We start from the raw sequence: 15,852 nt of genomic DNA, 5'->3' as shown, positions 1-15,852 counted from the left end.
GGGCGAAGGTTGTCGTCGTTACAATTTTAAAAATATCTTTTTCTTGTATAAGCCATAAAGTACGGCAAACTGGATGAGTGCAACACCAGTCCAAAGTATGGCCTCGTGCCACCTCACATCCACCCGGTGCGTTATACCACCCAATATAAATTCAGAGGTTGACATGAAATTAACCAGGCCATGAGCTGCGAGATAGATGAGTATTGAATTACAACCCAGCCATACAAAAGGCAGGCTCCATTTTATAATACCTCGTACATCTATTATAAAATAAAAAAATGCAAATAATAGCAGGCTACAGCCGCCGGCATATAGAACAAATGAGCTGGACCAGATGTTTTTATTGATCGGAAATACAATACCCCATGCCAGTCCTGCGAGAAGAAAAAAAACGCCGGCAACAGATAAACCTAACACTTTCTTTATTGCTGTATACCGGGCATTACGTAGTATCTCGCCCGTAAAAATGCCCAGCAAAGCAGTGGCCACAGCAGGAATGGTTGAGAGCCAGCCTTCCGGGTCATAAACGCCCCGGTGTAACTTTCCGGGTAACCATAGCCTGTCTATGTAGGCCGACAGATTACCTTCGGGAGTTAATATACCAGGACCAAATCCCGGAACGGGAATGAGTTCCATTGCCATCCAATAGCCTGCAAGAATCAATACAAACCAGGTGATACGCCAGCGAAATGATGCATTCAAATAAATGATGGCGGCAAAAAAACAGCTCAAAGCTATACGCCCCAGTACACTGGCAAAACGGGTTTCTTCAATGGGCTTCCATTGCAACAACCCATTTACGACCATGCCCAGCAACAACAGCAACACAGTACGCTTTAACAACGCCCGGTAGATCTTTTTCTTAGCTCCCGGTCCGGCCGACAATTGTTTGCCATACGAAAAAGGCATACTAATGCCTGCGATGAAAATAAACAATGGAAAAATAAGATCATAAAATGTAAATCCGTTCCATACAGTATGATGTAACTGGTTACTGATGCCTACCCCAATTTTCTCTATCCAAGTAAGCTCATTGGTAACTTCGATTTGCCATGTGTGTTGATCCTGTATCAATCCATACTTTTGCTGTATAGCTTTGGCAATTCCATGGAATATACCTTCCCCGCTAACAATCCAAAACATATCAAACCCTCTTAAGGCATCAAGAGACAAGAGCCTTTTGCCCGGAATGATGGATTGGTCATTATCGATATTTTTCAATAATTATTTTTTATTGCTTACTTATAATAACTTTCCTGTCATTTGCCGCCTTAATGCCTGTTATGGGGAAAGCGCAAAAACCGTTTTCAAAAACAAATGCGTCTAATAAATATACTAAATAAGAAGATTCCCGGCCCGTCGCTCCGGGAACTTCCTTTAGTTCGTTTATGATCAATAGCCCGGGTTTTGAACCAGTTTCGGATTAGTATTCATGGCCTGCGTAGGAATCGGGAAAATACGGCGATAAGTATCGGCATTGCTCTTAAAACCGTATGCATTTTCATACCTCCCAAACCTGATCATATCATTACGGCGCCAACATTCCCAGGTAAACTCACGTGCTCTTTCCGCATACAGATCGTCCAACGTTACAGAAGTCCAGGCGGGTGAAGTAGTACGGTTACTACGTACCATATTCACCAAAGAAAGAGGCGTATGCCCGGAAGTAGCAGCACCGCCGCGGAGAATAGCTTCAGCTTTCATCAGCAAAATATCTGAATAGCGAAATATAGGAGCATCATTGCTTTGATTGCGGCTGGAGGAATTAACATCGGGAAGAAACTTGATATTACGTATGCCCATGTTCCACGCAATTTCGTCATTACCCAAATCTATCGACGCCAATGTTTGTCTCGCCGAGATGATCGAATCTATATAGAGTTGGTAGGTATAAGCATCCCCTCCATCGGCACCGGTGTAAAACTGATCATATCCTTTTTTTGTAGTTCGCACCATCATCGGACTGCCATCTGACCAAAATTGGTTGCCCACTAACCATTGGTCCCTGCGGATATCGCCTGCATCTGTTTTAAAATAACTGTTGTAAAAGCTGGAGAGCGTAGCGCGTGGCCCACTGGGCCTTGCATTGATCAATCCATTGCCTGTTGTTAGGTTTAATATAATCTGGTTGAAAGAATAACTACCGGGTGTACTTCCTGAATACCGGTATTTAATGCCCAGGTTCCGGTTAAGATCGTAGCGTGCATGGTACAAATATCCATTGCTGGTAGACGGATCGTAAGGTATCGCAAAAATAAACTCCTTGAAAGAAGGCCCATTGGTGGGGTAAAACTGGCTTAAGTAAGATGTTCTTGGTTCAACTGCAAAATTTCCTGAGCTGATAATGGCATCACAGGCGGCTATACATTCATTGTATTTAGCAGCACCCGAATATACTTCTGCGTTTAGATAAGTCTTAGCCAATAGTGCGTTAGCCATCCATGCGGTTACCTTACCATATGTTGCACTCCCGGTAGTAGTTTTTAAAAATGGCAGCGCTGATTTTAATTCAGATACTACGAAGTTGTATACTTCAGCCCTTGTAGCTTTAGCCTGTACCCCGGGGCTCGGGTAAATGGTATCCAGTGGCACATTGCCAAACATATCCAGCAACTCCCAGTAGGCGTATGCCCTCAGCGTTTTTAACTCCGCCATTGCTGTATTTTTACTTTCACCTTCCGGGGCATTTTTAAAGATATACATAGTCTGGTTACAAAGGCCGGCAATGGAATTGGCATCGTTCCATACGGTGGTGATCCATCCATGATCTTTATTCCAATCGTGCCGGTGCAGTTGTATATAACCCTGGCCATCGAACCAGTTACCTCCGTATACGGGCAATATGGCTTCGTCGGAACTGAGCTCCTGCGCAAACCAGTATGCCAGGGAATAATGTCCCCGAAGGCTGGTATAAATAGTACCCATTACTGACTGAAATTCAGCGTCGGTTTTAGGAAATACATCTTCCGTATAAAGAGAATTGGGAGTTACCTCGATTTTGTGACAGGAGCTCATTATCAGAACTGCTGCCATCATTATTAATAAATGCTTTATATTATTATTCATAAAATGCTTTTTAATCTTTAAAAACCAATTGACACTCCAAAAAGAATGGTACGTGTTTTAGGATAAAAACTATTGTAGTCCACGCCCAGCGATGCACCGCCCTGGTTAATCTCCGGATCAATACCTTTATATTTTGTGATAACGAAAAGATTATTTACGGTGCCGTAGAATCTTACATTACTGATATACTCACTTTTAAGATTTAAGCGGTAACCTAAAGTAGCGTTATCAAATCGCAGGTAAGATCCGTCCTCTACATATCTTGATGAATAATTATTGTTTCGTGTATCTGTTCTGGCGTCCTCAGCCGCATGTGGACTGATATTGGTTTGCCCCGCCGTTACTACGTACGAGAGATCGGCGCGGGTAGCATTAAAGATCTTATTACCCATCACACCCCTTAAGAAGAAATTAAGATCGAAATTTTTGTATCGGAAGCTATTGTTAAATCCATACATCAATTTAGGATGCGGGCTTCCGAGATAATGATAATCTGAAACCTGGGATGGATTGGTCGTTTCCGTTCCGTCACCTTTTAAAAACAAGGAGTTACCTGAAGCATCTTTACCCATGTACTGGAATGAATAGAATTGGCCTAACGGGCCACCCACTGCAAAAATTTGTAGCCTGCTGCCGGTAACACCAGGACCGTCAATCTGTGTATAATAAGTAGAGTCTGCATTGACACCAAACTGCTCAGGACCTTTTAAATCGAGAATAACGTTCTTATTGCTGGCCAGGTTTAAACCGGTAGTCCAGGTAAAATTCTTCTTATTAACCGCAGCAACATTTACATTAAATTCAATACCCCGGTTGCGTATTTTACCAACATTCAACCACAGAAATCCACTGGGATCGATGGATTGCGCCACGCTGTAGGGAAATATCATATCTGTAGTGATTTTTTCATAAATATCAATAGCTCCTGATATTCTCCCTTTGAGGAAACCATAATCTAACCCTAAATTTTTAGTAGCGGTCACCTCCCATTGCAGGTCGGGATTAGCTCCCTGGCTGGTCCTGAAGGATGCGGCAAAAACGCCATTGTTATAATAGGTTCCCGATTTATTATAAAGACGCTGTGCATTATAAGCGCCCAGGCCAAATGCATTACCGGTTGCACCATAGCTTAAACGAAGTTTTAAATCGCTGATAAAGCCCGCATTTTTAATAAACTCCGATTCTGATATACGCCAGGCAATACTTGCAGCGGGGAAATAGCCCCATTCTTTGTTTTTACCAAACACCGAGCTTCCATCTCTTCTTACAGACGCCTGCAGTAAAATCCGTTCGTTAAAATCATAATTCAAACGGAAGAAATCAGAAATAAAATTAGTCTCTTCATAAACAGATCCTCCATAGTCTACTGCAAACCCATTGACTGTTTGATAATTACCCAGGCCAAGGTTATAATAGGTAGTGTAGTCATTTACAAAGTTGGTCTGACTGGTTTGTAAACCATCGTTATTCGTATTCTTCTGCCAGCTATAGCCTACAACCGCTTTTAAATTGTGCAATCCTAACTTTTTACCCCAGGTAAGAAATGTTTCAAAAGTTTTGGAAGTGTTTTGATAATAATTGCGGTAAGCCAGGCCATTTGAATAAAAATTCCGAAGACTTCTGGTACCACCCGGATCACCATTCGTATAAAAACTGCCTGTGCTGTAATTTTGTGAATAATAACTATTATAATACTCACCATGCAGCCAGGTACCACGCTGGTACGACAGGTTGGCATTGTAAGTAAGGTTGAAGGGAAGCTTTGCTTCTAAAGTAAAGTTACCTTGTAAAGAACCGTACTTGGTATCGTCAACCGCATTCTTAATAATGGAAACCGGATTAAAATACTGTGTATTATTGAAGTTCTCAAAAAATGTTCCGTTCTCATTATATACGGGGGACATCGGGTTATACTTTACTGCCTGCTGAAACACCATATTTTGCAAAGGCACATTGGAAGCCTTGCTATTACTGCTCATGATGTTTAAGCCTAAGGTAAGCTTATCATTAAGCGCGTGGTGCTCTGCACTGATTCTGCCAATAACCCGCTCCAGGTCACTTTGAAGTATAATACCTTCTTTTTTAAGATAGTTAAGACTGGCACTATACATGCTTTTCTCAGTTCCACCACTAAACGAGATATTGTGATTATGCGATAAGGCAGACTTTTTCTGAATGGCTTCCATCCAATTCGTATTAGCCCCTTTGTCATCATTGGTACTGGGTGTATAATTATTTTTTTGAGAATAGGCTCTTAACTGATCGGCATCCATCAGGTCAAGCGTACTGCTTACATTCTCGAATCCGATATATCCATTATAAGCTGCCTGCAATTTGCCGGCTCTACCCTTCTTGGTCGTTACCATAATAACACCGTTAGAGGCCCGGTTACCATAAATTGCGGTAGCAGATGCATCTTTTAAAATATCCATAGAAGCAATATCATCCGGTGCCACTCCGTTAATGTCTGCACCGGGTATCCCGTCTATTACATAGAAAGGTCCACCGGGGCTATTAATGGTAGAGTGGCCCCTCAGCACCATTACAGCCGGGCGATTGGGATCACCACTGGCTGTAACATTTAACCCGGGCACCTTGCCCTGCAGCAACTGGCCCACATCCCCGATAGCGCCCCGGTTCAGGTCTTCGGGTTTAATGGACGTGATGGCGCTGGACAGGGTGCGTTTAGAGCCTTTTCCGTAACCCACTACTACTACATCCGTCATGGCAACCGCATTGGTGGCCAATACTATTTCATAATTTGTTACGTTAGTAACAGTTACTTCCTGTGTAATATAGGACACAGCTGAAAACGCCAGCACATCATTGTTACGGGCAGCTATGGTGAAATGCCCGTCTTCATTGGTTTTAGTTGAAATACCTTTTCCCTTAACGGACACAGTTACCGAGGGAATTGCAATACCCTTATCATCGGTGACGCTACCTGAAACCTGCGACTGTTGTGCTATTGCCGACAGCTCCGAAAGAACCAGGATTATTACCAATAGGGCACTGAAAAGGTAGCCGGTGCACTGGCACCGCCTGTAGGTTTGTATCATATGCAGTTTTTAAAACTTGAAAAAAATTAATTAAGGTTTAAAACAGTATTAGTAAGGTTGCTACTAGAATTTTAAAGTTGATGGCAGATATTTCGATACCAGGTCTTCATAATAAAGCCTGAGCTTCGTCCAGTCCGGCGGTTCGGGATTTTTGGAATAAAGATCATAAGGATTAAAGAGCTGCACCCATTTCAGCATTTTTCGATCATGATCGTCGAGCAGGTGATCGTATCCTCCCTCTCGGTGCCATGCATAAAATGAGTGGTAACGCAGCATGTACAGCCCCTCTTCCGGCAGATAGTCTTTTAGCATCTGGTAAACATACTCATCGTGACCCCAGGACATATTAATATTTTTGAGACCGCAATTGGGCTCATATACTCCAAACTTGCTGTTATACGCTGTGTTGGTATTATCGGGGTTTTGAGAAAAGAATTCGGGGAAAATCACTTTATCGGAGAAGGCACATCCTACCGGGAACGTATCTCCTACCACCGCCCACTGCGGCTCACCGAAAAGACAAAGTACTTTACCCATATCGTGCATTAACCCAACCAATACCATCCAGTCCGGATGCCCATCGCGGCGAATTGCTTCTGAAGTCTGCAGGAGGTGCTGCATCTGGTCCAGGTCGGTATCCGGATCAGAGTCATCAACCAGCTGATTCAGGAAATCAAAAGCCTCCCATACGGTCATTTCACGCTTATTGAATTGAAGAAATTCATTTCGTTTTTCCTGAACAAAATCGAAGGTCTGGTATTTATGATTGAGCCGGTAAAACTCTTTTACTGTATCACGTGCAGGCGTATCATAATTGCGGTATTCATCAGTTGCTTTTGCGGTGGCTATAGCATCAGGATCTGGATAACGTCTTAACAGATCGTCTTCCCATTCATCGAGATTACCAAGAGGTACGGCCTCAAATTTGTCTTTATTCATAACTGGCAATTTGTTGTTTTATTAATGGCAGAAGGAAAATTTTTACTAATCGTTTTCCTGCTGGTTGTACAGCGCTAACGGAACCTGATTATTGTTTACGCAAATCGTTTTCGAAGTTCAAGTCAAAAGTCAATGTTTTAACTGTAATTTTTATTATTTCGAAAATCTTTATTTACGAAACCGTTTTCGTAAAATTGTAATCGATTTAAGAAAATGCATAAAAAGACCGTAGCCCATGGGTAATATTACAATAAGAGAATTAGCGCAGCAACTCGGGCTTTCTATTGCAACCGTCTCAAAAGCACTTAAGGATAGTTATGAAATTAGTGATGCCACCAAAAAGAAAATTGTTAGCCTGGCTAATGAGTTGAATTATAGTCCCAATCCGTATGCCAGCAGCCTGCGTAAACAGCAGAGTAAAACGATAGCCGTAGTTTTGCCGGAAGTAGCAGACAGTTTTTTTTCTCTTGCCATTAATGGTATACAGGAGGTAGCATTGGCAAAAGGTTATCATGTGCTGTTCTATCTTTCTCATGAAAGTTTCGAGCTGGAAAAAAAAGCCATCAACCATTGCAATAATGGCCGCGTAGATGGAGTACTTATTTCTGTGTCGAGCGAAACAAGAGACACCGCCCATATTTCAGGCTTAAGAAATAAAAATATACCGGTCGTATTTTTTGACCGGGAGCTGGAGGGTTATTCGGCCCCTAAAGTAGTTACTAACGATTATGAATGTGGTGAGCTGGCAGCAAAGCACCTGTTAGACAAAGGCTGTCGTTTCCCGGTTTTTCTATCTACTTCCGATGCGCTGGCTATCTGCCAAAACCGGTTCTCGGGCTTTGCAAATGAAATCAGCAGCATTCAAAATGAAATCGCCACTTATCCCTTTATCATTAATTGCAGCAGCGACAGAAATATCTACGACCAGATCGCTTCGATCATTGAAAAGTTCCCGGCCATTGATGGCATCGTAGCATCTGTTGAAAAACTGGCTATACAAACACTCCTTGTATGTGCCGACCAAAATATTTCCATTCCCGATCGCATTAAAGTACTGGCTTTTTCTACGCTGGAAACAGCGCCCCTGCTTAATCCATCGCTTACTACTATATCACAACCTGCATTCGACATCGGAAAACATAGTGCGGAAACCCTGATCACTATGATCGAAAAGAAAAGGCACAGCATCACAGATGATTATAAGGCTGTTCTTCCCTCTTCCCTGAATATCCGTAAATCTACTCAATAACTGCAGACATCTTTTTGATACTTTGCATTCGCAATGGATAATCTTAGCCTGCCATGTATTGAACACATACAACGGATCAGCATTTAATAAAGACTTCCCGGAAATGGATCTTTAAACCGGAATCGCATATCAAATAAATATTGTTCTTCGTCCTGTAAAAGACACCGTTCCAAATCCAGGATCATGCGCTCTTTGTCCAGGTTCTGTCCTATAAATACCAATTCATTCATCCGGTCTCCCCACTGCCGGCTCCAGCGTGCTTCAATTATATCTTTGTTATCGACATACGCCACATAACGTATTCTTTCTTTAAAAGACATACTGCACCACCAGGCACCGGCGCTTTCCACACCTGACACTGCACCTGCCTGTGAGAAACTCAGGGCATCGTCGGGTCGGGATGCCAGCCAAAACAGCCCTTTGGCCCTGATCACTCCTTGTGGATACCGATCATTTAAATAAGCCCACAACCGCTCAGGATGAAAGGGGCGCTGTTCTCTGAACACAAAGGAACTGATGCCATATTCCTCGGTTTCGGGTGTGTGATTTTCACCCTCTAACTCTCTTTGCCAGCCGGCAGATCTTTCCGCATCTTCAAATTTAAAAAGACCTGTGTTCAGAATTTGGGCGGGATCTGTTTTACAAAATGAGGTTGGAATAATGGTAGCACCAGGATTGAGCTTGGTTATGGCAGCACTTAATACACCTACCGACTGTTCATTGACTAAATCAATCTTATTTAGAATAATGACATTGGCAAATTCGATCTGATCGATTAACAGGTTGACGATGGATCTTTCGTCATCAGCCATATCTGTAAGGTGTCTGTCTTTTAAGGATTCTGTACTACCAAAGTCTCTCAAAAAGTTAAAACAATCAACCACTGTTACCATGGTATCAATATAGCTGAAACGGGATAAATCGATGCCATTGCTTTCATCGGTATAAGAAAAAGTCTGTGCCACCGGTACAGGCTCACTGATGCCGCTGCTTTCGATCAGCAGGTAATCAAATCTTCCTTCTTTTGCCAGGCTTTCTACTTCCACCATGAGGTCTTCCCTAAGCGTACAACAGATACAGCCATTGCTCATTTCAACCAGTTTTTCTTCCGTCCGCGATAAAGTATTTTCGTTCTCTACCAAGCGGGCATCGATATTTACCTCGCTCATATCATTTACAATCACCGCTACCTTTAGCCCTTGTTTATTGTGCAGGATATGATTGAGAAGAGAAGTTTTACCTGCACCCAGGAAACCGCTTAATACCGTTACAGGAAGTTTTTTTAAGGCAGATTTATTGAGCTGCGGAGAAACGAAACTGTGGTTTTGTGTCATAAAGTATGTAGATATTTTAGTAGTAGTAGTAGTAGGCGATGGTGATCAATGCAACCCTATTAGGTGTGGTTAATAAATTATCAACGATGAGTTTGTATACTGCATGTTTTCGCTCAATAAACCTTGGAGACTCATTAGAATACTGCAATTATATAGCCTATATAAGTTCGAGCCTGTTTTCGCTATCGATGATATAAGATCCGTTACCCTGGCTCCTGTTCAGGATGGGGTGGAACGACCGTGTTTATGATTTTTGAAATTGATGAGGTGCGCAGTTATCAACACTGCCGCCCCTACATAAATAAGAGGATTATGAACATGAAAAAGCAGATGCAGCAGAACGGAAATTGCAATTAACCCGATAGCTGACCAGAAGGCAATTTTCAAGCTTTTAGATGCTATTCCACGGGTAACATTATAGACAACTGCGGCACCAATTAATAAAAACCCCAGATCGATATAAGCGTCATGAGCAAATCCAAAAGGAATGATCATTAATACAGGAAACAATAAACAGTGTATCAAACATAATACAGCAGCAGAGATACCTAAAAGGTCAAACATTTTCGATTTCATAATACAAATATTATTTTATGCAACAATGTTGCAAATATATGGAGTTTTAAATAATTGCAACATTGTTGCAATTATTATTTTCGTTTCCCTTTCCATGCATGCCATGCACGCTCCTTCTAGCATGGTGTTCATTTCTCACGGACACGTCAGAGGGTATTATTTCTTAACCTCCTCTGTACTTTTAAACAGGTATATAAAATCATTTACATTGTCATCGTTAAGCATTAAAACACCTTTCATTACGCAATACTCATCCGTTTTGTAACGCCTGGGTTTCGTCTTAAATTTTAAAGACACAACAGACTCCACTCCTGCCGCGCCACAAAAGAAACATGCGGCATAGGGATTCCTTGACACTGCATATAGTCCGCTTTTTATATCCAGCGGGATCATATATCCTTCTATTATCCACTCTTTACCAGCTAGCTTTTTTACAGCTGCACCAAATACAGGGTACATAATATCCCCATCAAACTGCTTGTTATATTTTAATACATAAGTCACATCAGCAAGTTGTTTCCAGCTTATTTCACCGGCTGTATTTTGTGACTGACCGTTACCGGTCGCAGGATTACCCCAACCGCTCTGCACGAAACCGGTATTATAATGAAAGGCATTTGCGCCTTTCAATCCGTGCCTGCACGTGGAAGAAAAATCGGTAGTCATCAATAAGAGGATCACTGCCGTCCATATTATTGGTTTGCTAAGTTTATCCATGAGCCAAAGCTTTTGACAGATTAATAAATCCAGCTTTCAGTGCCGGTATTAGTGCTGCAAAGAGGGTAATGAGCATGGCTCCGGCTATCAGATACAACTCCCTGTTAAGCAGCCATCCGGTAACTGAAATATGCATATGATAGCCGGAAGAAAAATAGCCTGTTATAAAGAACAAAAGGCACCTGCTAAGGAGTATACCGGTAATAACCCCTCCTATGCCCAGCAGCAAGCCCTCACTTATAAACAATAAAATAATTTCCCATCTGGAAGTACCGGTTGCACGAAGCAGTGCAGTCTCGTACTTTCTTGCTGTTAAAGAATTATAGAGCGCCACGAAGATGCTGAAAGCGGACAACAACATAATACCTGCTCCGACATAAGTCAATACATCAATTCCAATACCCAGGATGGAAAACATGCGGTTTAATTCTATGGCCGGGATAGCTGGCATCAGGTTGGTTTGCTTGTTAATGATCCTGGGTAGTTGTACTATTCCCATTGGGTTTGTAAAGCTGATTAAAACTGCGGTTAATTCCTTTTTAGCACTCTCTGATCTTTCCACTTCGTCGTGTTGGTGCCCACCCGGGCCGGAGCCCGGTACCTGGTGTTCAGGAATAACCTGTACCTGTTGGTTATGGTCATGGGGTTCATGCATTTTCCATACACTTTCAATATTGCTCACTATTATATCATCTAAAACAGTTGCGGTTGGGGCCAGTACGCCTGTAACAGTGTACGGATGATCCCGGTGCTCCTCACCATGCTCATCGTGGCCATGTGCACTATAAAATTGTTGCCCCTGTTTTAACATTAGCTTTTGCGCTACGTTACTCCCGATCACTACTTCAAAATCGCGGTTAAATATGCGTCCCCTCGTAACCCTGCCACCATAGTGTTGCAGCAGCGAATGATTGGATCCGACGATGGGCGTACCCTTATATGAATCGCCATAAGCTAACGGAATGGCTTGCTTTACATATGGATGGTTCATCCATTTTTGAGCATCCTCAAAAGAAATGTTTCCGGTTGGAGCATCTATATGAAAAACCGAAGACAGTATTAGTTGCAGTGGGCTGCCCTTAGCGCCCAGCACCATATCAATACCCTCTATATTCTTTAGAAATTGCCTTTCATAACTATTTTGTAATACCATTAGTATCGATATGATACAAATGCTTAGCGATAAAGAGACCCAGCTTAATACAGAGCTAAGTCCGTTATGTGTCAGATTTTTAAAAGCCAGCCTGATCATTAAAGCATTATTTTTTGATTAAACAATGATTGCAGGCGTTGGTCATGCGAAACCACTACCAAAGAGGCATTGGTACGCCCTGATTCCATTAGCAATAGCTCGGTTACTTTCCGGCAATTATCATCATCCAGGCTCGAAGTAGGCTCATCTGCCAAAAGCAGGGTTGGGTAATTCATTAAAGCCCTTGCAATGGATAGCCTTTGTTGCTGGCCCAGGCTAAGCACTCCGGGCTTTTTCTTTGCCTTCTCTGCAATCCCCAATAAGCTGAGCAGCTCCATAGCGCGTTCTCTTTGCAGCTTTTTATCAGTATGTTTTGAGGCCAGCAGCAAATTATCAACAACTGATACAGAAGCTATATAATGTGCCTCCTGGAAAATAATGCCTATATTATTCCTCCTGAATTGATCAAGAAGTTTACCATTTAAGGTTGTTATATCAGTTCCACGGATACCTACCAGCCCGGATGCTGCTTTCAATAACCCGCCCAACAGGTGCAACAAGGTTGTTTTGCCTTTGCCCGAAGGCCCGGTAATCAATAAAGCGCTCCCCCGGGAAACATGGATATCCGGGAAATCAAATTTTATATCACTATAAGAGAAACGCAGATTTTTTGTAAATATCATTTCAATCAGATTGAAGGATGGCGGTACAATTATTTTTAGCTATTGGTGCTTAGTGGCTGTTGCTTCAAGCATCAGCTGATGTAACTCATAATTTTTAATAAAAGGCTTCAAAAGCTCGCTGCCAGGACCATACAGGGCCAGTTCTACATAATCTCCCGAGTGATCCATGGAACCCCATCCTACAGATGTATGCTTTTCCTGGATCTGTGCGAAACGTTTAAACGGGAGATGTCGTGGATTGTATAAGCCCTCATCTGAAAGACGGGCATAGTATGTCAACAGTTCCCGGGCTTCTTCATCTTTCAGAGCCCATCCCTGCGCTTCCATTACCCGGTCTCTTAATACACTGGCAGAGGTTTGATGATTAATTCCATTCAAGATCCATTCATTGGTGAACCTGTATTTAATAATCGTATCAAAATTGCTGTTTGCTTTACTGCCATAGAAGAGCCCAGGATTGGCATTACCATGGTCGGTGGTAATGATCACCAGGGTTTCTTTGTCTTTTTGAGCAAAATCTAATGCCACTTTTAATTCTTCATCAAAAGCAATCTGATCATACAGTAGCGCACCACAGTCGTTGGCATGTGCGGCCCAATCTACCTTACCGCCTTCAACCTGCATCACAAAACCCTTCTTATTACCGCTTAAAACTGAAATAGCTTTCCGGGTCATTTCAGCAAGGCTTGGTACATTGGCTTTATCCGGCTGGTGAGCGGCATCCAAAGCAAAAGGAAGTCCCCCTTCATGAAAAACGCCTAATATAGGTTTGTTACCGGCTGTCTCTTGCATTGCCTTTTTATCAAGCACCACATCAAAACCTTTTTCCTTAAAAAGCTTTAATACATCCTGCTTATCGGTTCTTTTTGCTTTAACGAAATATTCCATTCCACCGCCCATCATAACATCGAAACGAAGCGACAAATATTTTAGCGCAATTTCAGCCTGGTCATCTCTTTTCTTACTGGTAACGCAAAAACCGGCAGGTGTGGCGTGGGTAACAGGTACCGTTGTAACGCAGCCAACGGCCTTACCGGCATCTTTAATTTTTTGCAGAATGGGTTTATTCTCCGAGCCATCTAGGTTTACATTCAAATTTGCAGAAGCGGTATCCATTAATGCACGGGATACCATTTGTTCGTCATATAAGGTCAACCAGGTACTTCTTTTACCCAATTTGCGTTGCATCAGTAAATCGGCCATGGAAAGCGTACCATTACTCATGCCATCACTTACTAAGAATATGATGTTCTTGGCTGTGCGGGCCGGCTTTTGACCTACCCGGGAATACGCAGGCATCTGTGATATTAAAGACGTCCCTAAAAATGCGAGAGATGAAGTTTTAAAAAAATCTTTTCTTTTCATTTTGCTTTTTTAATAATTAAAGTTGTACCGAATTGGCTATAGAGGATTAACCGCACCATCAATAAAAGTTTCCTGGTACCCGAATTGTAAGTGGTATTGAGATAAACCACACCCTATATAACTGATAAACTTATCGCCAGCCGAAGCATTTGTTTAATGAAACCTTACACCCGCTAAACACCCTGAACTTCGTCCACAGGTAGCTTCGGGTTCTATAGCAGTAATATGCTTTAGCCCGGGTGAATCATTGTTCGAATAAAGGCTGTACAACAGTCATCAGCTGTTACATTATCAGGTGTATGTAGTAGGAATGGAAGTTACCTTATAATATTATGGGGAATTCTGAGATCACATTTTACGACAACCGTCATATAATAATACCCACCTCCCGGCGCGTCTGCAAAAGTGATTTGATACCTCAACTGTGGATAGCTTTCATCAGTAAAGCTTTGCTAAAGTACAGCAGGGATGTTGTAGTATACCATCCTTATGCAACCGGGGTAAAGGGAGGCCCTTTATTGCTGAATCCCTGTAAGGTAAATTTATAAAAGCCGATATAATAGCGCCCACCGTGAGCGGGAATGCCCGGGATCCGGGAAGATATTTCCGGTATACTAACTGCAAGGTCAAAAGAGGACTGGTGCAGGATTTGATCACAAAGATCACAATGCAGATTACTATTTCCTTTGACGAACGTGATTTGACGATCCGAAGTATGATTTTGAGGGGCTTCATAATGATGATGCAATGCCTGTGCCCCGTATGAAAAAAGCATGACGAACAGGAACAATATCCCTATCGCTTTTTTTACCGCTATGCTATTATGTAAAACAGGCTTTATCAAAATTTGCCACGAAGTTGCATTTTTTTATTTCATGAACCAAATAAGTTTGGCTGCATGCGCTCCCGGAAACAATTATTTAATTCGGCTATTGCAATATTATTCCCTGGCACGAACAGTTTTATGGTTGCCACCTCACGAACGGTATAAAGCTCATTTCCGTATAACAATGAAGGTGTCGTAAATTAAAAAGTGCAGTAGCCCGATTTTATGAAGTATAAGGCCGCGGTTAGGGTCTATTAAGAGGGCTGATCAGCTCCCTTTATTTAAAATATAATTCAGCTTACCTGCTGAAAGGGGCTTGATCAGCAAGTCTTTTACGGCTGTATAAATCCTGGTTTTTTCCTGATCAACCTCATCGATAGACGAACTAACTATGTATATATCGGTGTTCCTGGTAGCCTCTGGTGGCAGGGATGAAAATGCGTTTAAAAATCCCCACCCGTTCATCACAGGCATTTCAATATCCAGCAAAATAATGTCTGGCATCCGAAGGGGAACACCCGGCAAGGCAGGCTGAAGTAGATTCATCGCTTCCAGTCCGTTTGCTGCCACTATAATTTCAGCGCTGCTGCAGCAAAGATGAATCATCCTTCGCATAACCAGTTTATAAACATGGTCATCGTCTACAATAAGAATAAGTTTGTGGGTGCTCATTAATCAGATGGTTGAAGCTGTTCTCAGTAAGCTGAAATGATATATCTCATTTTTTTCACTGTAATTGATCATCCCAACTTCAGTAAATTGCTCATTGCTTTGCCTGGCAAACACTTTCTATTATTTAAATAAGATGCCCATGTTACGAAACAAACAAAAATATATGTGTTTTCC

The 15,852-nt window shown here is 42.2% G+C and carries 12 protein-coding genes; 1 reads left to right on the top strand and 11 read right to left on the bottom strand.

The genetic code is table 11. The features are described 5' to 3' along the window. Positions 1–18 precede the first annotated feature (18 nt). The 4 genes from ACLOAU_RS16105 to ACLOAU_RS16090 form a co-directional block, all read right to left on the bottom strand. Positions 19–1,221 (bottom strand): acyltransferase family protein, encoded by a 1,203-nt coding sequence (locus ACLOAU_RS16105; protein ID WP_427862925.1) that lies wholly within the window; start codon positions 1,219–1,221, stop codon positions 19–21. A gap of 171 nt (positions 1,222–1,392) precedes the next feature. Then, positions 1,393–3,066, bottom strand: a complete 1,674-nt coding sequence (locus tag ACLOAU_RS16100; protein ID WP_427862924.1) for a RagB/SusD family nutrient uptake outer membrane protein — start codon at positions 3,064–3,066, stop codon at positions 1,393–1,395. A gap of 17 nt (positions 3,067–3,083) precedes the next feature. Then, positions 3,084–6,125: a SusC/RagA family TonB-linked outer membrane protein gene (locus ACLOAU_RS16095; protein WP_427862923.1), complete on the bottom strand. Its 3,042-nt coding sequence runs from the start codon at positions 6,123–6,125 to the stop codon at positions 3,084–3,086. 63 nt (positions 6,126–6,188) lie between these two features. After that, entirely contained in the window at positions 6,189–7,064 is an 876-nt protein-coding gene (locus ACLOAU_RS16090; RefSeq protein WP_427862922.1) for an inositol oxygenase family protein, read from the bottom strand. Between the two features lie 235 nt (positions 7,065–7,299). Between ACLOAU_RS16090 and ACLOAU_RS16085 the strand changes: the two genes are divergently transcribed. Next, complete coding sequence (locus ACLOAU_RS16085) at positions 7,300–8,313, top strand: LacI family DNA-binding transcriptional regulator (RefSeq protein WP_427862921.1); 1,014 nt, start codon at positions 7,300–7,302, stop codon at positions 8,311–8,313. 83 nt (positions 8,314–8,396) lie between these two features. Here ACLOAU_RS16085 and ACLOAU_RS16080 read toward each other — a convergent pair whose 3' ends face one another. From ACLOAU_RS16080 to ACLOAU_RS16050, 7 genes are all read right to left on the bottom strand, one after another. Continuing rightward, complete coding sequence (locus tag ACLOAU_RS16080) at positions 8,397–9,647, bottom strand: GTP-binding protein (RefSeq protein WP_427862920.1); 1,251 nt, start codon at positions 9,645–9,647, stop codon at positions 8,397–8,399. Positions 9,648–9,866: 219 nt separating this feature from the next. Continuing rightward, positions 9,867–10,223: a MerC domain-containing protein gene (locus tag ACLOAU_RS16075; protein ID WP_427862919.1), complete on the bottom strand. Its 357-nt coding sequence runs from the start codon at positions 10,221–10,223 to the stop codon at positions 9,867–9,869. Positions 10,224–10,379: 156 nt separating this feature from the next. Next, the gene (locus tag ACLOAU_RS16070) at positions 10,380–10,940 is read right to left on the bottom strand and encodes a hypothetical protein (protein ID WP_427862918.1); all 561 of its coding nucleotides are present in this window, start codon (positions 10,938–10,940) and stop codon (positions 10,380–10,382) included. After that, entirely contained in the window at positions 10,933–12,192 is a 1,260-nt protein-coding gene (locus tag ACLOAU_RS16065) for an ABC transporter permease (RefSeq protein WP_427862917.1), read from the bottom strand. Before ACLOAU_RS16065 ends, ACLOAU_RS16070 begins: the two co-directional genes overlap by 8 nt. Next, the gene (locus tag ACLOAU_RS16060) at positions 12,192–12,815 is read right to left on the bottom strand and encodes an ABC transporter ATP-binding protein (RefSeq protein ID WP_427862916.1); all 624 of its coding nucleotides are present in this window, start codon (positions 12,813–12,815) and stop codon (positions 12,192–12,194) included. Before ACLOAU_RS16060 ends, ACLOAU_RS16065 begins: the two co-directional genes overlap by 1 nt. 39 nt (positions 12,816–12,854) lie before the next feature. After that, positions 12,855–14,180, bottom strand: a complete 1,326-nt coding sequence (locus ACLOAU_RS16055) for an alkaline phosphatase (RefSeq protein ID WP_427862915.1) — start codon at positions 14,178–14,180, stop codon at positions 12,855–12,857. A 1,093-nt stretch (positions 14,181–15,273) separates the two neighbouring features. Continuing rightward, positions 15,274–15,678: a response regulator gene (locus ACLOAU_RS16050; RefSeq protein ID WP_427862914.1), complete on the bottom strand. Its 405-nt coding sequence runs from the start codon at positions 15,676–15,678 to the stop codon at positions 15,274–15,276. Positions 15,679–15,852: the final 174 nt, after the last annotated feature.

Origin of the sequence: Paraniabella aurantiaca (assembly GCF_050309965.1) — a bacterium.
Taxonomy (GTDB): Bacteria; Bacteroidota; Bacteroidia; order Chitinophagales; family Chitinophagaceae; genus Niabella.
Note: the sequence above shows the minus strand (reverse complement) of the source record. Positions and strands in the feature narration are given on the sequence as shown.

Excerpts from the sequence above, each read along its gene's own strand:
- ACLOAU_RS16100 (WP_427862924.1), bottom strand. The coding sequence starts at position 3,066 with ATGAATAATAATATAAAGCATTTATTAATAATGATGGCAGCAGTTCTG.
- ACLOAU_RS16095 (WP_427862923.1), bottom strand. The coding sequence starts at position 6,125 with ATGATACAAACCTACAGGCGGTGCCAGTGCACCGGCTACCTTTTCAGT.
- ACLOAU_RS16090 (WP_427862922.1), bottom strand. The coding sequence starts at position 7,064 with ATGAATAAAGACAAATTTGAGGCCGTACCTCTTGGTAATCTCGATGAA.
- ACLOAU_RS16085 (WP_427862921.1), top strand. The coding sequence starts at position 7,300 with ATGGGTAATATTACAATAAGAGAATTAGCGCAGCAACTCGGGCTTTCT.
- ACLOAU_RS16080 (WP_427862920.1), bottom strand. The coding sequence starts at position 9,647 with ATGACACAAAACCACAGTTTCGTTTCTCCGCAGCTCAATAAATCTGCC.
- ACLOAU_RS16075 (WP_427862919.1), bottom strand. The coding sequence starts at position 10,223 with ATGAAATCGAAAATGTTTGACCTTTTAGGTATCTCTGCTGCTGTATTA.
- ACLOAU_RS16070 (WP_427862918.1), bottom strand. The coding sequence starts at position 10,940 with ATGGATAAACTTAGCAAACCAATAATATGGACGGCAGTGATCCTCTTA.
- ACLOAU_RS16065 (WP_427862917.1), bottom strand. The coding sequence starts at position 12,192 with ATGATCAGGCTGGCTTTTAAAAATCTGACACATAACGGACTTAGCTCT.
- ACLOAU_RS16060 (WP_427862916.1), bottom strand. The coding sequence starts at position 12,815 with ATGATATTTACAAAAAATCTGCGTTTCTCTTATAGTGATATAAAATTT.
- ACLOAU_RS16055 (WP_427862915.1), bottom strand. The coding sequence starts at position 14,180 with ATGAAAAGAAAAGATTTTTTTAAAACTTCATCTCTCGCATTTTTAGGG.
- ACLOAU_RS16050 (WP_427862914.1), bottom strand. The coding sequence starts at position 15,678 with ATGAGCACCCACAAACTTATTCTTATTGTAGACGATGACCATGTTTAT.